The 16,871-nt window shown below is 71.3% G+C and carries 15 protein-coding genes; 14 read left to right on the top strand and 1 reads right to left on the bottom strand.

All coding sequences use genetic code 11. The features are described from left to right. The first annotated feature begins 115 nt into the window (after positions 1-115). Complete coding sequence (locus Acor_RS45935; RefSeq protein ID WP_218034487.1) at positions 116-3,307, top strand: S41 family peptidase; 3,192 nt, start codon at positions 116-118, stop codon at positions 3,305-3,307. Here Acor_RS45935 and Acor_RS26165 read toward each other — a convergent pair. Then, a complete protein-coding gene (locus tag Acor_RS26165; RefSeq protein ID WP_155339398.1) occupies positions 3,304-5,469 on the bottom strand; it encodes an MMPL family transporter in 2,166 nt (721 codons plus the stop codon). The genes Acor_RS45935 and Acor_RS26165 overlap by 4 nt on opposite strands. 64 nt (positions 5,470-5,533) lie before the next feature. Between Acor_RS26165 and Acor_RS26160 the strand changes: the two genes are divergently transcribed. From Acor_RS26160 to Acor_RS26100, 13 genes are all read left to right on the top strand, one after another. Further along, a complete protein-coding gene (locus Acor_RS26160) occupies positions 5,534-5,980 on the top strand; it encodes a DUF2231 domain-containing protein (RefSeq protein ID WP_155339397.1) in 447 nt (148 codons plus the stop codon). A 74-nt stretch (positions 5,981-6,054) separates the two neighbouring features. Beyond that, on the top strand, positions 6,055-7,296 hold the full coding sequence (locus tag Acor_RS26155; RefSeq protein ID WP_155339433.1) for a replication-associated recombination protein A: 1,242 nt from the start codon (positions 6,055-6,057) through the stop codon (positions 7,294-7,296). A 67-nt stretch (positions 7,297-7,363) separates the two neighbouring features. Continuing rightward, a complete protein-coding gene (locus tag Acor_RS26150) occupies positions 7,364-7,741 on the top strand; it encodes a DUF948 domain-containing protein (protein WP_155339396.1) in 378 nt (125 codons plus the stop codon). Next, the gene (locus tag Acor_RS26145; RefSeq protein WP_155339395.1) at positions 7,738-7,974 is read left to right on the top strand and encodes a hypothetical protein; all 237 of its coding nucleotides are present in this window, start codon (positions 7,738-7,740) and stop codon (positions 7,972-7,974) included. Before Acor_RS26150 ends, Acor_RS26145 begins: the two co-directional genes overlap by 4 nt. 1 nt (position 7,975) lies before the next feature. After that, positions 7,976-10,648, top strand: coding sequence for an alanine--tRNA ligase (gene alaS / locus Acor_RS26140; RefSeq protein WP_155339394.1), 2,673 nt, complete (start codon positions 7,976-7,978; stop codon positions 10,646-10,648). Positions 10,649-10,664: 16 nt separating this feature from the next. After that, positions 10,665-11,153: a Holliday junction resolvase RuvX gene (gene ruvX, locus Acor_RS26135; protein ID WP_218034486.1), complete on the top strand. Its 489-nt coding sequence runs from the start codon at positions 10,665-10,667 to the stop codon at positions 11,151-11,153. A 5-nt stretch (positions 11,154-11,158) separates the two neighbouring features. After that, on the top strand, positions 11,159-12,256 hold the full coding sequence (gene mltG / locus Acor_RS26130; protein ID WP_246239117.1) for an endolytic transglycosylase MltG: 1,098 nt from the start codon (positions 11,159-11,161) through the stop codon (positions 12,254-12,256). A gap of 142 nt (positions 12,257-12,398) precedes the next feature. Then, positions 12,399-13,559 (top strand): endolytic transglycosylase MltG, encoded by a 1,161-nt coding sequence (gene mltG, locus Acor_RS26125; protein WP_155339392.1) that lies wholly within the window; start codon positions 12,399-12,401, stop codon positions 13,557-13,559. Further along, a complete protein-coding gene (locus tag Acor_RS26120) occupies positions 13,556-14,356 on the top strand; it encodes a shikimate dehydrogenase (RefSeq protein ID WP_155339391.1) in 801 nt (266 codons plus the stop codon). Before mltG (Acor_RS26125) ends, Acor_RS26120 begins: the two co-directional genes overlap by 4 nt. Before the next feature lie 164 nt (positions 14,357-14,520). Then, on the top strand, positions 14,521-15,246 hold the full coding sequence (gene infC / locus Acor_RS26115; RefSeq protein ID WP_155339390.1) for a translation initiation factor IF-3: 726 nt from the start codon (positions 14,521-14,523) through the stop codon (positions 15,244-15,246). A 110-nt stretch (positions 15,247-15,356) separates the two neighbouring features. Next, positions 15,357-15,551, top strand: a complete 195-nt coding sequence (gene rpmI, locus Acor_RS26110) for a 50S ribosomal protein L35 (RefSeq protein ID WP_155339389.1) — start codon at positions 15,357-15,359, stop codon at positions 15,549-15,551. 21 nt (positions 15,552-15,572) lie between these two features. After that, entirely contained in the window at positions 15,573-15,953 is a 381-nt protein-coding gene (gene rplT, locus Acor_RS26105; protein WP_155339388.1) for a 50S ribosomal protein L20, read from the top strand. Between the two features lie 88 nt (positions 15,954-16,041). Further along, on the top strand, positions 16,042-16,839 hold the full coding sequence (locus tag Acor_RS26100; RefSeq protein WP_155339387.1) for a TrmH family RNA methyltransferase: 798 nt from the start codon (positions 16,042-16,044) through the stop codon (positions 16,837-16,839). Positions 16,840-16,871 lie beyond the last annotated feature (32 nt).

The raw sequence follows: 16,871 nt of genomic DNA, 5'->3' as shown, positions 1-16,871 counted from the left end.
TAGCCGCGATTCCGTTTGCTCTGCGTAAGCAGGAGTCCCGGTGGCATCAGTGGCATCAGGGGCCCCACGCGGCACGAGCTATGACATTGCCGGGGGCGCGATTAGCATTGTGTGGGTGCCGAGTGGGTCATATCTCCGCTTTCCCCACATTCACCGCGACCTTCTGACCTTCGTCGCCGAGGATGATGTCTGGATCGCTCCGCTGGACGGTGGCCGGGCCTGGCGGCTGACCATCGACCGGGTCCGGGCGAGCCATCCGAGGATCTCGCCGGACGGGGCGCGGGTGGCCTGGACGAGCTGGCGCGACTCCGACCCTGAGGTGCACGTCGCCCCGGTGGAGGGCGGGCCGGCCACCCGGGTGACGCACTGGGCGAACTACCGCACCCGGGTGCGCGGCTGGGCCGACACCGGGACGGTGGTGGCCACGGCGGGGCACGACCAGCCGTTCCACTTCTGGACCATGGCGTACACGGTGCCGGTGGCGGGCGGGCCGGGCACCCGGCTGCCGTACGGGCCGGTGTCGGACCTGCACCTGGCCGGGGGGCGGGCGCTGCTGCTGACCGGCTCGGCGAGCCACGATCCCGCGCACTGGAAGCGGTACCGGGGCGGCGGGACCGGGCGGCTGTGGCTGGACGGCGCCCGGGTGCCGCTCGCCGCCGAAGGGCAGCTGGCCGCGCCGATGCTGGTCGGGGAGCGGATCGTGTTCCTGTCCGACCACGAGGGCATCGGGAACCTGTACTCGGTCGCGCTGGACGGCTCCGACCTGGTCAGACACACCGAGCACACCGAGTTCTACGCCCGCCAGGCCGCCACCGACGGAGAGCGGATCGTGTACGCCAGGGCGGGGGAGCTGTGGCTGCTGCCCGGCCTGGACGCGACCCCCGAGCGGCTGGAGGTGACCCTGGGCGGGGCCGGCCGGGGGCGGCAGCCGTACCCGGCGCACATCCACGTCCGGAGCCTGGCCTGCGACACGACCGGGCGGGCCAGCGCGGTCGAGGTGGCCGGGACGGTGCACTGGCTGACCCACGAGGACGGGCCGGCCCGCGCGCTGTCGGACCGGCCGGGCGTGCGCGCCCGGCTGCCGATCGTGCTCGGCGGCCACGAACCGCCGGAGAGCAAGGACGCCAAGGACGCCAAGGACGCCGCCGAGAACGACGATGATGACGACTCCGAGGACAAGCCGGAGGAGAAGAAGAAGCTCGGCAAGCGGATCAACGGCCCGGCCGCCTGGGTGACCGACGCGGCCGGCGAGGACGCCATCGAGCTGGCCGAACCCGGCGGCACGGTCCGGACCATCGCGGCCGGGCAGCTCGGCCGGGTGATGGCCCTGGAAGGCTCCCCCGACGGCTCGATGATCGCCGTCGCCTGCCACGACGGCCGCCTCCTGCTGGTCCGGGTCGAGACCGGCGCCATCACCGAACTCACCCGCACCGACAACGGCCGGATCAGCGGCATGGGCTTCGACCCGCGCTCGGAATGGCTGGTCTGGTGCCACCCCGTGAACGGCGACTCCAGTTCCATCCGGATGGCCCGCCTCCCCGAGGAGGGCAAGGAACCGGCCATCGTCGAGGTGACCGACGGCCGGTTCAGCGACACCTGGCCCGCCTTCACCGCCGACGGCCGCCACCTCGCCTTCCTGTCCCGGCGCGGCTTCGACGCCATCTACGACGCGCACAGCTTCGACCTGGCCTTCCCGCTCGGCTCCCGCCCCTACCTGCTGCCGCTGTCGGCGGGCGCGCCGTCCCCGTTCGCGCCGTCGGTGGCCGGCCGCCCGGTGGAGAGCCCCAACGGCGACTCCCCGGTCGAGATGGACATCGAGGGTCTGGAAGGGCGGATCGTCGCGCTGCCGGTGCCGGAGGCGCGGTACTACGGCCTGCGCGCGGTCAAGGGCGGCCTGGTCTGGCTGCGCTGGCAGCCCGGCGAGAGCCCCGCCCTGGAACGCTTCGACCTGGACAAACGCAAGTGCGAGGAGCTGACGGACGGGATCGGCAGGTTCTCGGTCAGCGGCGACGGCGCCAAGATCGTGGTGCTGGACGGTCACGAGGTGCGGGTGATCTCCGCCACCGGCAAGAACGGGGACGGCGTCAACGTGGACCTGTCCAGGATCCGGGTCGAGGTGGATCCGGTGCGGCGGTGGCGGCAGTCGTACGCGGAGGCCGGGCGGGTGGTCCGGGACCACTTCTGGGTCGAGGACATGGCCGGGGTGGACTGGCCGGGCGTCCAGGAGACCTACCGGCCGTGGCTGGACCGGATCGCGGGCGGCGACGACTTCGCCGACCTGCTGGCCGAGGCGGTCGGCGAGCTGGGCGCCTCGCACGCCTACGTGTTCGGCCCGTCCCGCGGCTCCGGCCGCTACGTCGGCATGCTGGGCGCCGACCTGGCCCCCGACACCGACGGCCTGTGGCGGATCCGCCGCATCTACCCCGCCGAGCTGTCCGACCCGCGCGCCCGCTCACCCCTCCAAGGCTCGGGAGTACGGCCCGGCGACGCGCTCCTGGCCGTCGACGGCCACCCGGTCGACCCCCGCAAGGGCCCGGCCGAACTCCTGGTCGACACGGCCGAGCGCGCCGTCGAGCTGACCGTCGAATCCGGCGCCGAGGTCACCAGGATCGCGGTCGTCCCCGTCATCGACGACATCTACCTGCGCTATCACGCCTGGGTGGGCGAACGCCGGGCCCGGGTGCGCAAGCTCTCCGACGGCCGGCTCGGCTACCTGCACGTCCCCGACATGGGCGCGTCCGGCTGGGCCCAGCTGCACCGGGACCTGGCCCGCGAGCTGACCATGGCGGGCCTGGTGGTGGACGTGCGCGGCAACCGCGGCGGCCACACCTCCCAGCTGGTGGTGGAGAAGCTGTCCCGCCGGATCGTCGGCTGGAACATCTCCCGCCGCTACGAGCCGGAGAGCTACCCCAGGGACGCCCCGCGCGGTCCTGTGGTGGTGCTCTGCGACGAGGAGACCTGCTCGGACGGCGACGTGATCACCGCCGCCGTGCAGTCGCTCGGCCTCGGCCCGGTGGTCGGCGCCCGCACCTGGGGCGGCGTGATCGGCATCGACGGCTGGCACCTGCTCGGCGACGGCTCCGCGATCACCGTTCCCGGCTACGCCTACTGGATCGAACGCTACGGCTGGGAGCTGGAGAACCGCGGCGCGACCCCCGACGTGGAGGTGCTCATCACCCCCGCCGACTGGGCCCGCGGCGCCGACCCCCAGCTCGACACGGCGGTACGGCTCGCGCTGGAAGCCCTGGCCGGACGACCGGCGGGCGGCCCGCCCGACCCCGCCACCCGCCCGTTTCGCGGCCGCTAGCCGACCGGCACGGCCGGCTCGGCCCTGCGCTCCTCGCGCAGCCCGAATCGGTCGTGCAGGCGGCGCAGCGGCCCCGGCGCCCACCAGTTCCAGCGGCCAAGCAGCGTCATGGTGGCCGGGACCAGGAGGCAGCGGACCAGCGTGGCGTCCACCGCGATGGCGATGGCCAGCGCCAGGCCCATCTCCTTGATGCCGAGCATCCGCCCGGCCGCGAAGCCGCCGAAGACCACCACCATGACCAGCGCCGCCGAAGTGATGATCTTCCCGGAGCGTTGCAGCCCGACGGCGACGGCCCGGTCGTTGGGCAGCCCGGCGTCGTGGAACTCCTTGATCCGGGCCAGCAGGAACACCTCGTAGTCCATCGAGAGCCCGAAGGCGAACATGAACACCAGGACGGGCACCCAGGTCTCCAGCGTGCCCGTCGGGGTGAACCCGAGCAGATCCGCCAAGAACCCATCCTGAAATATCAGGACAATCGCGCCGAAGGCGGCGCCGAGTGACAGCGTGTTCATGAGCAGGGCCTTGATCGGCACCAGCACCGAACCCGTGAGCAGGAACAGCATCACGAAGGTGCCCAGCGCCACCACCAGGATCGCCCACGGCAGCCGCTCGGCCATCTCGTTCCTGAAGTCCATCAGCCCGGCGCCCCGGCCGGCCACGTACAGCTCGAACCCGGGCCGGTGCGCCCGCAGCCAGGTGACCGCGTCGTCGGCCCGGTCATCGCGCCCGTTCCCGACCGGGAACACCTCCGCCGTGGCCACCCCCGGCGCCAGCTGCCGCGCCGGCCCGACCCGCGCGAACCCCCGCAGCGTCCCCAGATAGCCCTGCAGCTCGGCCTGGGTGGACCGGGCCACCAGCTGGATCGGCGACGCGTCCCCGCCGGGGAAACGATCCCGGGTGAGGTCGGCCACCTGGCGGCTCTCGAAACTGGTCGGCAGCAGGTCCGCGCCGCCGTTGCTGAAGCGCACGCCCAGGAACGGCAGCGCCGACAGCACGAGCACCAGGCTGACGACGCCCACCGTGGCCACCGGCCGCCGCTGCACCGCCCGCGCCAGCCGGGCGAAGCGGCCCTCGTCGGAGGCGCTCCGCTGTGGTCCGATCCGGTTGCCGAGCACGCCCAGCAGCGCCGGGGTCAGGGTCAGCGAGGCCAGCACGGCCACCCCGACCACGCTCACCCCGGCCGCGCCGATGGCGTGGTAGAAGGGCGACTGGAAGACGAACAGCCCGGCCAGCGACACCCCGACGATCACCGCCGAGTAGCCGATCGCCCGGCCGGCGGTGGCCGCCGCCCGTTCGATCGCGGCCTCGACGCCGTGGTCCTGGCGTTCCTCCTTGTAGCGGCTGACGTACAGCAGTGCGTAGTCGAGGGAGAGTCCCAGGCTGAGGACCGTGGTGACGGGGACGATGTTCGGGTCGAGGTTGCCCAGGGCGGAGAAGCCGTACAGGGTGAGCAGCGCTCCCGCGATCGAGCAGAGCGCGCCCAGCACCGGCACGCCCGCCGCCAGGAACCCGCCGAAGACCAGCACCATGACCACCAGCGCGGCCGGGATGGCGATCATCTCCCCGCGCGCGGTGTCCTCGGCGACCTGCTGGTTCACCTCCCGGTTCACCAGCGAGCCGCCGCCCGCCAGCACGGTGAGGCCGGGCGCGGAGATGGCGTGCAGCCGGTCGGCGACCCGGTCCACCGTCTCGGTGTTCTGCGCGGAGGAGAGGTCGTTGACCAGGTCGACGACGATCAGGCCCGCCCGTCCGTCGATCGAGGTCAGCCCGTCCGCGTCCCACGCCGACCGGACCTGGTGGACGCCCGGGATGGCCCTGAGGTCGGCGACGGCGGCGACGGCGGGGCCGCGCACCTGCGCGACCGGCGGGCCGTCCAGCAGGCCGGTCACCCGGCCGCCGGTGGGGGAGTGCTCGTCGAGCAGGTTCGCGCCGCGCACCGATTCGAAGACCGGGGCGGCGCGCTGGGGTTCGAGGCGGCCGAAGACCTGGCTGCCGAACGCGAAGCCCGCGACGAGCAGGCCGGTCCAGAACAGCAGCACCAGTCGGCGGTGACGGAAGCAGAGGCGACCGAGGGCGGCGAACATGGTGACGAGTCTGGCCGGACCGGGGCAAGGCCACATCCGCCAGTAGGAGGAGCCCGCTATCCGATCAAAAGTGCCCATCCTTTCTGCGAACCTTATGGGCGATCACGTACGTACTACTGGGAGACCTTCAAGGAGCGCACCCATGTTCGACGAAATCCTCGGCCTCCCGCTGCACCCCCTGGTCGTGCACGCCGCGGTGGTCTTCTGCCCGCTGCTGGCCGCCCTGTCCGCCGCGTACGCGCTGGTTCCCCGGTTACGCCCCCGGCTGGACTGGGCCGTCGCGTTACTCGCCGTGGCCGCCCCGATCGCCGTGTTCGCCGCCAGGCAGAGCGGCGAGGCGTTCAAGACCCGGCTGTTCCAGGACCAGACGCCCGAGCCGGTGGCCACCCACGAGTCGTTCGCGCTGCCGCTGCTGATCGCCGCCATCGCGCTCGGCGTGCTGGCCCTGCTGCTGGTGTACGCGGCCAACCGGTCCACCCGCCAGTCCGCCGTGATCCTCGGCGCGCTGACCGTGATCGCGGCCGTCGCGGTCGGCTACTACGTGGTCCGGGCCGGCCACTCCGGCGCGACCGCCGTGTGGGGAGGCTGAGCTAGGCTCCCCATGTGGAGAGCTTGTTCGATGCGGCGGCGAGGGACGCCACTCCCGAGCCGCTCGCCGTCCGGATGCGGCCGCGCACCCTCGACGAGGTGATCGGCCAGCGGCACCTGCTCGGTCCCGGCACGCCGCTGCGCCGCCTGGTCGAGAGCGAGGCGCCCATGTCGCTGTTCCTGTGGGGGCCGCCGGGCACCGGCAAGACCACCCTCGCCTACGTCGTGTCGAACGTCACCAAACGCCGCTTCGTGGAGGTCTCCGCGGTCTCCGCCGGGGTCAAGGACGTCCGGGCCGCCATCGAGGCGGCCCGCCGCGAACTGGGCATGACCGGCCGCCAGACCGTGCTGTTCGTGGACGAGGTGCATCGCTTCAACAAGGCCCAGCAGGACGCGCTGCTCCCGGCCGTGGAGAACCGCTGGGTCACCTTCATCGGCGCCACCACCGAGAACCCGTTCTTCTCGGTGATCTCCCCGCTGCTGTCCCGCTCGCTGCTGCTCACCCTGGAGTCGCTGGAGGACGCCGACATCGCCGCGGTGGTGGACCGCGCCGCCGCCGACCCGCGCGGCCTGGCCGGCGGGATCACCCTGCACCCCGAGGCGCGCGACCAGCTGGTCCGGCTGGCCGGCGGCGACGCCCGCCGCTCCCTCACCTACCTGGAGGCTGCCGCCCTGCTGGCCGAGGACATCACCGTCGAGGTGGTGGAGAAGGCAGTGGACAAGGCCGCCGTCCGGTATGACCGGCAGGGCGACCAGCACTACGACGTGATCAGCGCGTTCATCAAGAGCATGCGCGGCTCCGACGCCGACGCCGCCGTGCACTACCTGGCCCGGATGGTCGCCGCCGGGGAGGATCCGCGCTTCATCGCCCGCCGGATCGTCATCTTCGCCTCCGAGGACGTCGGCATGGCCGACCCCAGCTGCCTGCAGGTGGCCGTCGCGGCGGCGCAGGCCGTCGAGTTCATCGGCTTCCCCGAAGGCCAGATCAACCTGACCCAGGCGGTCATCCACTGCGCGCTGGCCCCCAAGTCCAACGCGGTGGTGAAGGCCATCGGCGCGGCCATGGACGACGTGCGGCGCGGCGCGATCGGCCACGTGCCCGGCCACCTGCGCGACGCCCACTACGCCGGGGCCAAGAAGCTCGGCCACGGCGCCGGCTACAAGTACCCGCACGACTTCGACCACGGCGTCGTCAAGCAGGACTACGCGCCCGAGGAGCTCAGGGACCGGCGCTATTACGAGCCCACCACGCACGGCGCGGAGGCTCCGGTGGCCGAGCGCTGGGCCAAGATCAGAACGTTCCTGCGCGGGGCGTGAGCACACGTCCTGTGGGCAGAGCGCGATAGGGTCTTGCCATTCCAGCCTGGATCATCTAGGAGGCCGCATGCTCACCGCGGGAGAGGTCGCGGGTCTGATCGTCGCCGTGTTCTGGGCGATCCTCGTCAGCTTCCTGGCCTTCGTGCTGGTCAAGCTGTCCCGCCTGCTGGTGGAGACCACCAAGATGGTCGCCGAGCTGGGCGAGAAGGTCGGCCCGCTGCTGGAGGACGTCAGCTACACGATCAGCGAGACCAACCGGCAGCTGGTCGCGGTCGAGGCGATCACCGAGAACATGCGGAACGCCAGCGGCGACATGGCCAAGCTCACCGGCGTCGCCTCCACCATCGTGGCCGGGCCGCTGGTCAAGATCTCCTCGATCGCGCACGGCGTCAAGGCCGCGCTGACCCGCCGCCGCCCCCGCATGATCGGCGGGAAGAAGTCGTGATCCGGCGGCTGTTCTATCTGGCACTCGGCGCGTACCTGGCCACCTGGGTGCAGCGCCGGCTCCGCGCGCTCAAGCCCGACCACGTCGCCCGGCGCGCCGCCGACCAGGTGCGCGGCCTCGCCGCCGACATCCGGGAACAGGCGCTGTACCGGGAAACCGAGTTGCGCGCCCAGTACGGGCTGGACACTGTAAGTAAGAGCAAACTATCGCCGAACGTAAGGGATGGCCGCTGATATGGAGTCGGCAGAGATCGCCCGCCGCTTCCTGCGCTTCTTCGAAGAGCGCGGGCACACCATCGTGCCCTCGGCCAGCCTGATCGCAGAGGATCCCACTCTGCTGCTGGTCCCCGCGGGCATGGTGCCGTTCAAGCCCTACTTCCTGGGGCAGCGCACCCCGCCGGCCAGACGCCTGGCCAGCGCCCAGAAGTGCGTCCGCACCCCCGACATCGACGAGGTCGGCAAGACCACCAGGCACGCCACCTTCTTCCAGATGCTCGGCAACTTCTCCTTCGGCGACTACTTCAAGGACGAGGCGATCCCGTTCGCCTGGGAGCTGCTCACCAAGCCCGAGTCCGACGGCGGCTTCGGCTTCGCCGAGGACAAGCTCTGGGTGACCGTCTACCTGGACGACGACGAGGCCGCCGACATCTGGCACAAGAAGGTCGGCGTCCCGCTGGAGCGCATCCAGCGCCGCGGCATCATCGACAACTTCTGGTCGATGGGCGTGCCCGGCCCGTGCGGCCCCTGCTCCGAGATCTACTACGACCGCGGCCCCGAGTACGGCGTGGACGGCGGCCCGATCGCCGACGAGAACCGCTACCTCGAAGTGTGGAACAACGTCTTCATGCAGTTCGAGCGCGGCGCGGGCGGCGCGAAGGAGGACTTCCCGATCCTCGGCGAGCTGCCCAGCAAGAACATCGACACCGGCATGGGCCTGGAGCGCATGGCGGCGATCCTGCAGGGCGTCGACAACATCTACGAGATCGACACCACCTACAAGATCCTGGACCGGGCGGCCGAGCTCACCAAGTCCCGCTACGGCCGCGACCCGCGCGCCGACATCAGCCTGCGGGTCATCGCCGACCACGTCCGCACCGGCACCATGCTGGTCGCCGACGGCGTGCTGCCCAGCAACGAGGGCCGCGGCTACGTGCTCCGCCGCATCCTGCGCCGCTCGATCCGCAACCTGCGCCTGCTCGGCTCCGGCGAGGACCGCTACATGCACGAGCTGACCGGCGTGGCCATCGACGTGATGGGCGAGCAGTATCCCGAGCTGAAGGCGGACGCGCCGCAGATCCACGGCGTGATCGACGCCGAGGAGGCGTCCTTCCTGGGCACCCTGCGCACCGGCACCGCGATCTTCGACGTGGCGGTGGAGGAGACCAAGCGCAAGGGCGCGGGCACCCTCGGCGGCGAGCAGGCCTTCCAGCTGCACGACACCTACGGCTTCCCGATCGACCTCACCCTGGAGATGGCCTCCGAGCACGGCCTGAAGGTCGACGAGGAGGGCTTCCGGCGGCTGATGAAGGAGCAGCGCGACCGCGCCAAGGCGGACGCGAAGGCCAAGAAGACCGGCAACGCCGACATCTCCGTCTTCGGGCAGCTGCTGGAGCGGACCGGCAAGGTCGACTTCCTCGGCTACGACCACGTCACCGCCGAATCCGGCATCGTCGGCATCCTGCTGGACGGCGTCTCCGTCCCGGCGGCCGGCGCCGGCAGCACGGTCGAGATCGTGCTCGGCCGGACCCCGTTCTACGCCGAGGGCGGCGGCCAGCTCGCCGACCAGGGCGTGATCAGGACCGATTCCGCCGAGTTCGACGTGGTCGACGTGCAGAGCCCGATCAAGGGCGTCATCGTGCACCGCGGCAAGGTCAGGTCCGGCGAGCTCCGGGTCGGCGACCAGGCCCAGGCCGAGATCGACGTCGAGCGCCGCCGGGCCATCTCGCGCAGCCACACCGCCACCCACCTGGTGCACCGCGGCTTCCGCAACGCGCTCGGCGAGACGGCGGCGCAGGCCGGTTCGGAGAACTCGCCCGGCCGGTTCCGGTTCGACTTCACCGCGGCGGGCGCGGTCCCGCCCAGCGTGCTGCGCGACGTCGAGGACGAGGTCAACGCGGTCCTGATCGGCGACCTGCGGGTCAACGCCTTCCACACCACCCAGGCCGAGGCCCGCGCCATGGGCGCGCTCGCCCTGTTCGGCGAGAAGTACGGCGACACCGTCCGCATCGTCGAGGTCGGCGACTACTCCCGCGAACTCTGCGGCGGCACCCACGTGGCCAGCTCGGGCCAGCTCGGCCTGGTCAAGGTGCTCGGCGAGGCGTCCATCGGCGCCGGCGTGCGCCGGGTGGAGGCCCTGGTCGGCCTGGACGCGTTCCGTTTCCTGGCCCGCGAGAGCCTGCTGGTGGCCCAGCTCAGCGAGCAGCTGAAGGCGCGCCGCGAGGAGCTGCCCGAGCGGGTCGAGGGCATCGTCACCCGGCTGCGCGCGGCCGAGAAGGAGCTGGAGCGGCTGCGCTCGGCCCAGGTCCTCGAAGTCGCCGGCGAACTGGTCGCCGGAGCCGCAGACCAGCACGGTGTGGCCGTCGTCACGCACCGCGCGCCTGCTGGCATCACCCCCGATGACCTGCGTAAACTCGCCCTGGACGTGCGCGGCCGGTTCCCGGCTGAACGCGCCGCGGTGGTCGTCGTGGCCGGAGTTCCCTCCGATCGGCCGGTCGTCGTCGCCGCTGTCAACGACGCGGGGCGCGGACGCGGGCTCAGGGCGGGCCAGTTGGTCGGCGTCGCCGCCAAGGCGCTTGGGGGTGGCGGTGGCGGCAAGGACGATGTCGCGCAGGGCGGCGGGGCCCGGCCTGAGGCGATCGGTGACGCGTTGCGCGCCGTCGAGACGGCGATCTCCGCGGCACTCGCGTGAGCGTGACGAGCACGGCATGAGGCGTGGCGTCCGGCTCGGAGTGGACGTCGGCTCGGTCCGGATCGGGGTCGCCCGCAGCGACCCCTCCGGCCTGCTGGCCACCCCGGTCGAGACGGTCCGGCGCGGCAAGGGCGACCTGGACCGGCTCGCCGCCCTGGCCGCGGAACACGAGATCATCGAGGTCGTGGTGGGCCTGCCCACCTCGCTGTCGGGCCGCGAGTCGCACGCGGCCTCGGCCGCCCGCGACTTCGCCGCCCGCCTCGCGGCCCGGCTGGCGCCCGTCGGCGTCCGCCTGTACGACGAGCGCCTGACCACGGTCACCGCCGCGCAGGGCCTGCGCTCCAGCGGCGTCAGGGCCAGGAACCAGCGGGACGTCATCGACCAGGCGGCGGCCGTGGTGCTGCTGCAGGCGGCCCTGGACGCCGAACGCGGCACCGGAAGACCACCCGGCCACCCTCTCGACCCGCCCCCCGGTGGAGAAACGCGCGGCGGGACCGTTCGGTGACCCCGGTGGACGGGGACGATGACACGTTCCTGCTCTCCGGCGGCGAACCTGAACCGCCCGCGGACCGTACCCGCAGGACCAAGGTGATCGTCATCGCCGGGGCCGCCGTGGTCGCGGCGGCCGGCATCCTCGGGGTGCGCTCGGTGCTCGGGCCGCTGCTGGCGCCCGACGACTTCGATGGCCCGGGGACGGGCCCGGTGACCGTGGAGATCAAGCCGGGCCAGAGCGCCGGGCAGATCGCCGAGACGCTGTCGGAGGCCGGGGTGGTCGCCACCGCGCGGTCGTTCGTCCGGGTGGTGCGGCAGCGGGAGAAGGAGAACAGCCTGCGGCCGGGGCGTTACCGGCTCAATCGCGGCATGGCCGCCGGCGAGGCGCTGGACCTGCTGGCGTCCGGCAAGGCGCGGCTGGTCAAGAAGGTCGCCGTGCCGGAGGGGCTGCGCGCCTCTGAGGCGCTGGCCAAGCTGGCCGCCGGGTCCGGCATCCCGCTGGCCCAGTTCCAGGCGGTGACGGCGCAGCCGCTCGCGCTCGGGCTGCCGCAGTACGCCAAGGGCCAGGTGGAGGGCTTCCTGTTCCCGGCCACCTACGAGATCGAGCCGGGCACGACCGCGCAGAGCCTGCTGACCGCGATGGCGGCCAGATACCGGCACACCGCCGAGGAGGTCGGGCTGGAGGAGGGCGCCGCCAAGCGGAAGCTGACCCCGCTGGAACTGGTCACCCTGGCGAGCATCGTGCAGGCCGAGGGCGGCCGGGACGAGGACTATCCGAAGATCGCTAGAGTGATCTACAACCGGCTCGCCAAAGGCCGCAAGCTGGAGATGGACTCGACGGTCAACTACGTGCAGGGCCGCCGATCCCTCAAGGTGTCGGAGAAGGACACGAAGGTGGCTTCGCCGTACAACACCTACCAGCACGCGGGTCTGCCGCCAGGGCCGATCAGCAGCCCGGGGGAGAAGGCGTTGCACGCCGCTCTGCACCCGGCCGAGGGTGATTGGTACTGGTTTGTCACCACCGATCCAGGACGTAGAATCACGAAATTCACTGACAACGAAGGTGAGTTCGTGAAATATCGGGAAGAGCTGAACAGATACCTCGGGGCCGACTAGGCCGACCGGCTTGCCGCCCATGACCTCCCCCGATGTCCTGGGCGGCTGAGCCGAGCGACCAATCCGAAGCCTGCATCCCCCCTCGGTTCTGCTCACTCGCTTGACGCGGAGCGGGTCGGACCGGGAGATTGGCCTGCGCACTATGAACGATCTCGACATGGACTCACTGCTGGGTGACGCCGAGGACGAAGGGCCGTCCCGGCGGCGTTCGCGTGGCGGTCCTTCCCGCCGCCAGGCGGCCCGCGGCCGCAAACGCCGCCGCCGTACCCGCCGCAAGGGCGCGGCCGCTTCCCTGATCGCGGTCGTGGTGATCGTCGCCATTCTGGGCGGCGGCGGCTACCTGGCCTACAACTGGGTCCGCGGCGTGATGATCCCCAAGGACTACACCGGGCAGGGCAGCGGCGAGGTGACCATCGAGATCGCCGAGGGCGCGTCGGCGGGCCAGGTCGCGGACACCCTCGCGGAGGAGGGCGTCGTGGCCAGCGCGCGCGCCTTCATCAACGCGGTGGACGCGGCCGGCAAGGGCGCCTCGCTCCAGCCGGGCTCCTACGTGATGCGCAAGCAGATGTCCGCCGCCGCGGCGGTGCTCCTGCTCGACCCCGAGCACCGGCTGCGCTCCAGCGTCACCATCCCCGAGGGCCACCGGCTCAGCAAGATCTTCACCACCCTGGCCACCGCGACCGGCAAGTCGGTGGATGAGTTCAAGGAGGCCGCCCGCGGCGACCTCGGCCTGCCCGAGTACGCCAAGGGCAAACTGGAGGGCTACGCCTTCCCGGCCACCTACGAGCTCACCCCGAAGATGACCGCCGAGGCGATCCTGACCCGGATGGTCGACCGCTTCAACGAGACCGCCGCCAAGGACGACCTGGAGGCGGAGGCCCGCAAACGCGGCTTCACTCCGCATGAGATCATGACGATCGCCAGCATCGTCCAGGCCGAGTCCGGCAACCACGAGGACATGCCCAAGGTGGCGCGGGTCATCTACAACCGGATGACGCTCAACCCGCCGATGCTGCTCCAGATGGACAGCACCCTGATGTACGGCCTCAACAAGTACGGCATCGCCGCCACCAACGCGGAGACCCAGAGCAACTCCAAGTACAACACCTACAAGTTCCCCGGCCTGCCGCCCGGCCCGATCGCCAACCCCGGCGACCACGCCATCCAGGCCGCGCTGCACCCGGCCAAGGGCGACTGGATCTACTTCGTCACCACCGACCCGGCCAAGGGCATCACCAAGTTCACCGCCAGCGAGGCCGAGTTCTGGAAGCTCCGCGACGAGTTCAACCGCAACAACCAATGAGACGCGCCGCCGTACTCGGCCTCCCGGTCAGGCATTCGCTGTCGCCCGTCCTGCACCGGACGGCGTACACGGCGCTGGGCCTGACCGGCTGGCGCTACGACGCGATCGAGTGCCCGGCCGACGGCCTGGCCGGGTTCGTCGCCGGGCTCGGCCCCGAGTGGGCCGGCCTGTCGCTGACGATGCCGCTGAAGCGGGTGGTGTTCCCGCTCCTGGACAGCGTCTCCGACCTGGCCGTCCAGGTCGGCGCGGCGAACACGGTGGTGTTCAGGGACGGCCTGCGGCACGGCGCGAACACCGACGTCTACGGCATCGTCCAGGCCCTGGCGGAAGCCGGGGTGTCCCGGCCCCGGAGCGCCACCATCCTGGGCGGCGGCGCGACCGCGGCCTCGGCCCTGGGCGCGCTGCGCGAGATCGGCCTGGACGAGGCCGCCCTGGTGGTCCGCGACCCGGCCAGGGCGGGGGAGACCCTGGAGGTGGCCGATCGGCTCGGCGTCCGGGTCCGCACCCAGACCTTCGACAAGTTCGACGCCGAGGTGGATCTGCTCATCTCCACCCTGCCCTCCGGCGCGGCCGACGGCTTCGCCGGGCTGGCGAAGCGGGCCGGGGCGGTGTTCGACGTGGTCTACTCGCCGTGGCCGACCGTTCTGGTCTCGGGAGCGCGTACCGTTATCGGGGGGTTCTCGATGCTGCTGCATCAGGCCGCCCGTCAGGTCGAGCTGATGACGGGCAGCACCATCGCCCCGGTGGAGGAGATGCGCAGGGCCGGGGAGGCCGAGCTGGCCGCCCGCGGGGAATGAATCGAAGTGATTCGCGGTTCATGCTAGTGTTGTAGCTCGATCGGTCTGGCATACCAGCTGGACGCGCAAGCGGAGGTCCTCCTCCCACCTGATCGGCCGAGAGGCGGACGGGTCAAGGATCACATTGAGAGTTCTCGGACTCCGTGGCCCCGCATGCGTGACGTGTGGGGTCTTTTGTCGTTTCCCCACACGGTCGAGCACTTAAGCGGAAGTCCCTTGGAGGTCCCATCAGCACCGAGCCCCGCATCAATGATCGTATTCGCGTGCCCGAGGTTCGCCTCGTCGGCCCGAACGGCGAGCAGGTCGGCATCGTGTCCATCCATGACGCGTTGAAGCTGGCCCAGGAAGCCGACCTCGACCTGGTCGAGGTGGCCGCCACCGCTCGTCCGCCCGTGTGCAAGCTCATGGACTACGGCAAGTTCAAGTACGAGTCGGCCATGAAGGCGCGGGAGGCGCGCCGCAACCAGGCACACACGATCATCAAGGAGATCAAGCTCCGGCCGAAGATCGACCCGCACGACTACGAGACCAAGAAGGGTCACGTCGTGCGCTTCCTCAAGGCGGGGGACAAGGTCAAGGTCACGATCATGTTCCGCGGGCGCGAGCAGTCCCGGCCGGAACTGGGCTTCAGGCTTCTCCAGCGGCTCGCCGAGGACGTCACGGAGCTCGGCTTCGTCGAGTCCCAGGCCAAGCAGGACGGCCGGAACATGATCATGGTGATCGGGCCGCACAAGAAGAAGGCCGAGGCCAAGGCCGAGAAGGCGGCGGCCAGGGCACAGCGCGGCGACGAGCCCGCGGGTGACGAGTTCCCCGTGGAGTCCGCCGTGGAGGAGTCGGCCGAAGAGTCGGCCAGCAGCGATTCGACGCGCGAGTCGCAGCCGCAGCAGTAGACGGTTGCGGAGTCCGGGGCCAGCACGGTCCCGACGAGTCAGGCATGCCTGCGCTCGGGCCTTGACGGGCCCGAGCCGCGGGCACGGAACAACGAGGGAGAGACGGCAACATGCCGAAGATGAAGACGCACAGTGGTGCGAAGAAGCGGTTCCGGGTCACCGGTTCCGGCAAGATCATTCGCCGGCGTGCCAACCGGAAGCACCTTTTCGAGCACAAGCCGTCCACTCGTACGCGCCGGCTCGAGGGTGACATCGTCATCGCCGCGGCCGACCGCAAGAAGATCAAGAAGCTGCTCGCTAAGTAACCCCCGGGGAGATAGATACACATGGCACGCGTGAAGCGGGCGCTCAACGCCAAGAAGAAGCGCCGCGTCGTCCTCGAACGGGCGAGTGGCTACCGGGGTCAGCGGTCCAGGCTGTACCGCAAGGCCAAGGAGCAGATGCTCCACTCGATGACCTATGCCTACCGGGACCGCAAGGACAAGAAGGGCACCTTCCGGCGCCTTTGGATCCAGCGGGTCAACGCGGCGGCTCGAGCCAACGGCATGACCTACAACCGATTCATCCAGGGCCTGCGCCTGGCCGGCATCGAAGTGGACCGCAAGATCCTCGCCGACATGGCCGTCAACGACGCGCAGACCTTCGCCACGCTGGTCGAGGCCGCCAAGAAGGCGCTCCCGGCCGACGTGAACGCGCCGGTCGCCTGACCGTCGCACACTCGCGCAGAGGGGCTCACCGATCAGGTGGGCCCCTCTTCGTGTTGCGGCTAAAGTCGTCCCCGAACCAAGGGGGATCATGTCCGAGCTGACCAACATCAAGTCGCCCCGGGTGAAGGCCGCCCGGCGGCTGACCAAGCGCGCCTTCCGGGACCGGGACCGCGCCTTCCTGGCCGAGGGGCCGCAGGCGGTCCGGGAGGCCCTGGCCCTGGACGGGGTCACCGTGGAGCTGTTCGCGACCGCGGAGGCCGAACTGCGCCATCCCGAGATCGTGACCACCGCCAACCTGGCCGGGGTGCCGGTGTTCCGGGCCAGCGGCGAGGTGATGGCCGAACTGGCCCAGACGGTGACCCCGCAGGGGCTGCTGGCGGTGTGCCGGTTCGTGCACGTGCCGCTGGAGCGGGCGGTGGCGGCGGACGCGCGGCTGGTGGCGGTGCTGGCGCACGTCCGCGATCCGGGGAACGCCGGGACGGTGCTGCGGACCGCGGACGCGGCCGGGGCCGACGCGGTGGTGTTCACCGACGCCTCGGTGGATCCGTACAACGGGAAGTGCGTGCGGGCCAGCGCGGGGAGCATCTTCCATCTGCCGGTGGTGACCGGGATCCCGGTGGGCAAGGCCGTGCCGGACCTGAAGGACCGGGGGTTCCGGGTGCTGGCCGCGGACGGGACCGGGCGGCGGACCCTGGACGAGGTGTCCCTGGACGGGCCGACGGCCTGGCTGTTCGGCAACGAGGCGTGGGGGCTGCCCGCCGAACTGCTGGCGCTGGCCGACGAGGTGGTCCGGGTGCCGATCTACGGGCGGGCCGAGAGCCTCAACCTGGCCACGGCGGCGGCCGTCTGCCTGTACGCGTCCGCGCGGGTTCACCGGCAGAAGTGAACACTCGTGGAAGAGCCGCGTACCGAGGCTGA

The organism is Acrocarpospora corrugata (assembly GCF_009687845.1).
Classification (GTDB): domain Bacteria; phylum Actinomycetota; class Actinomycetes; order Streptosporangiales; family Streptosporangiaceae; genus Acrocarpospora; species Acrocarpospora corrugata.
This window is presented reverse-complemented; position numbering and strand designations above follow the sequence as displayed.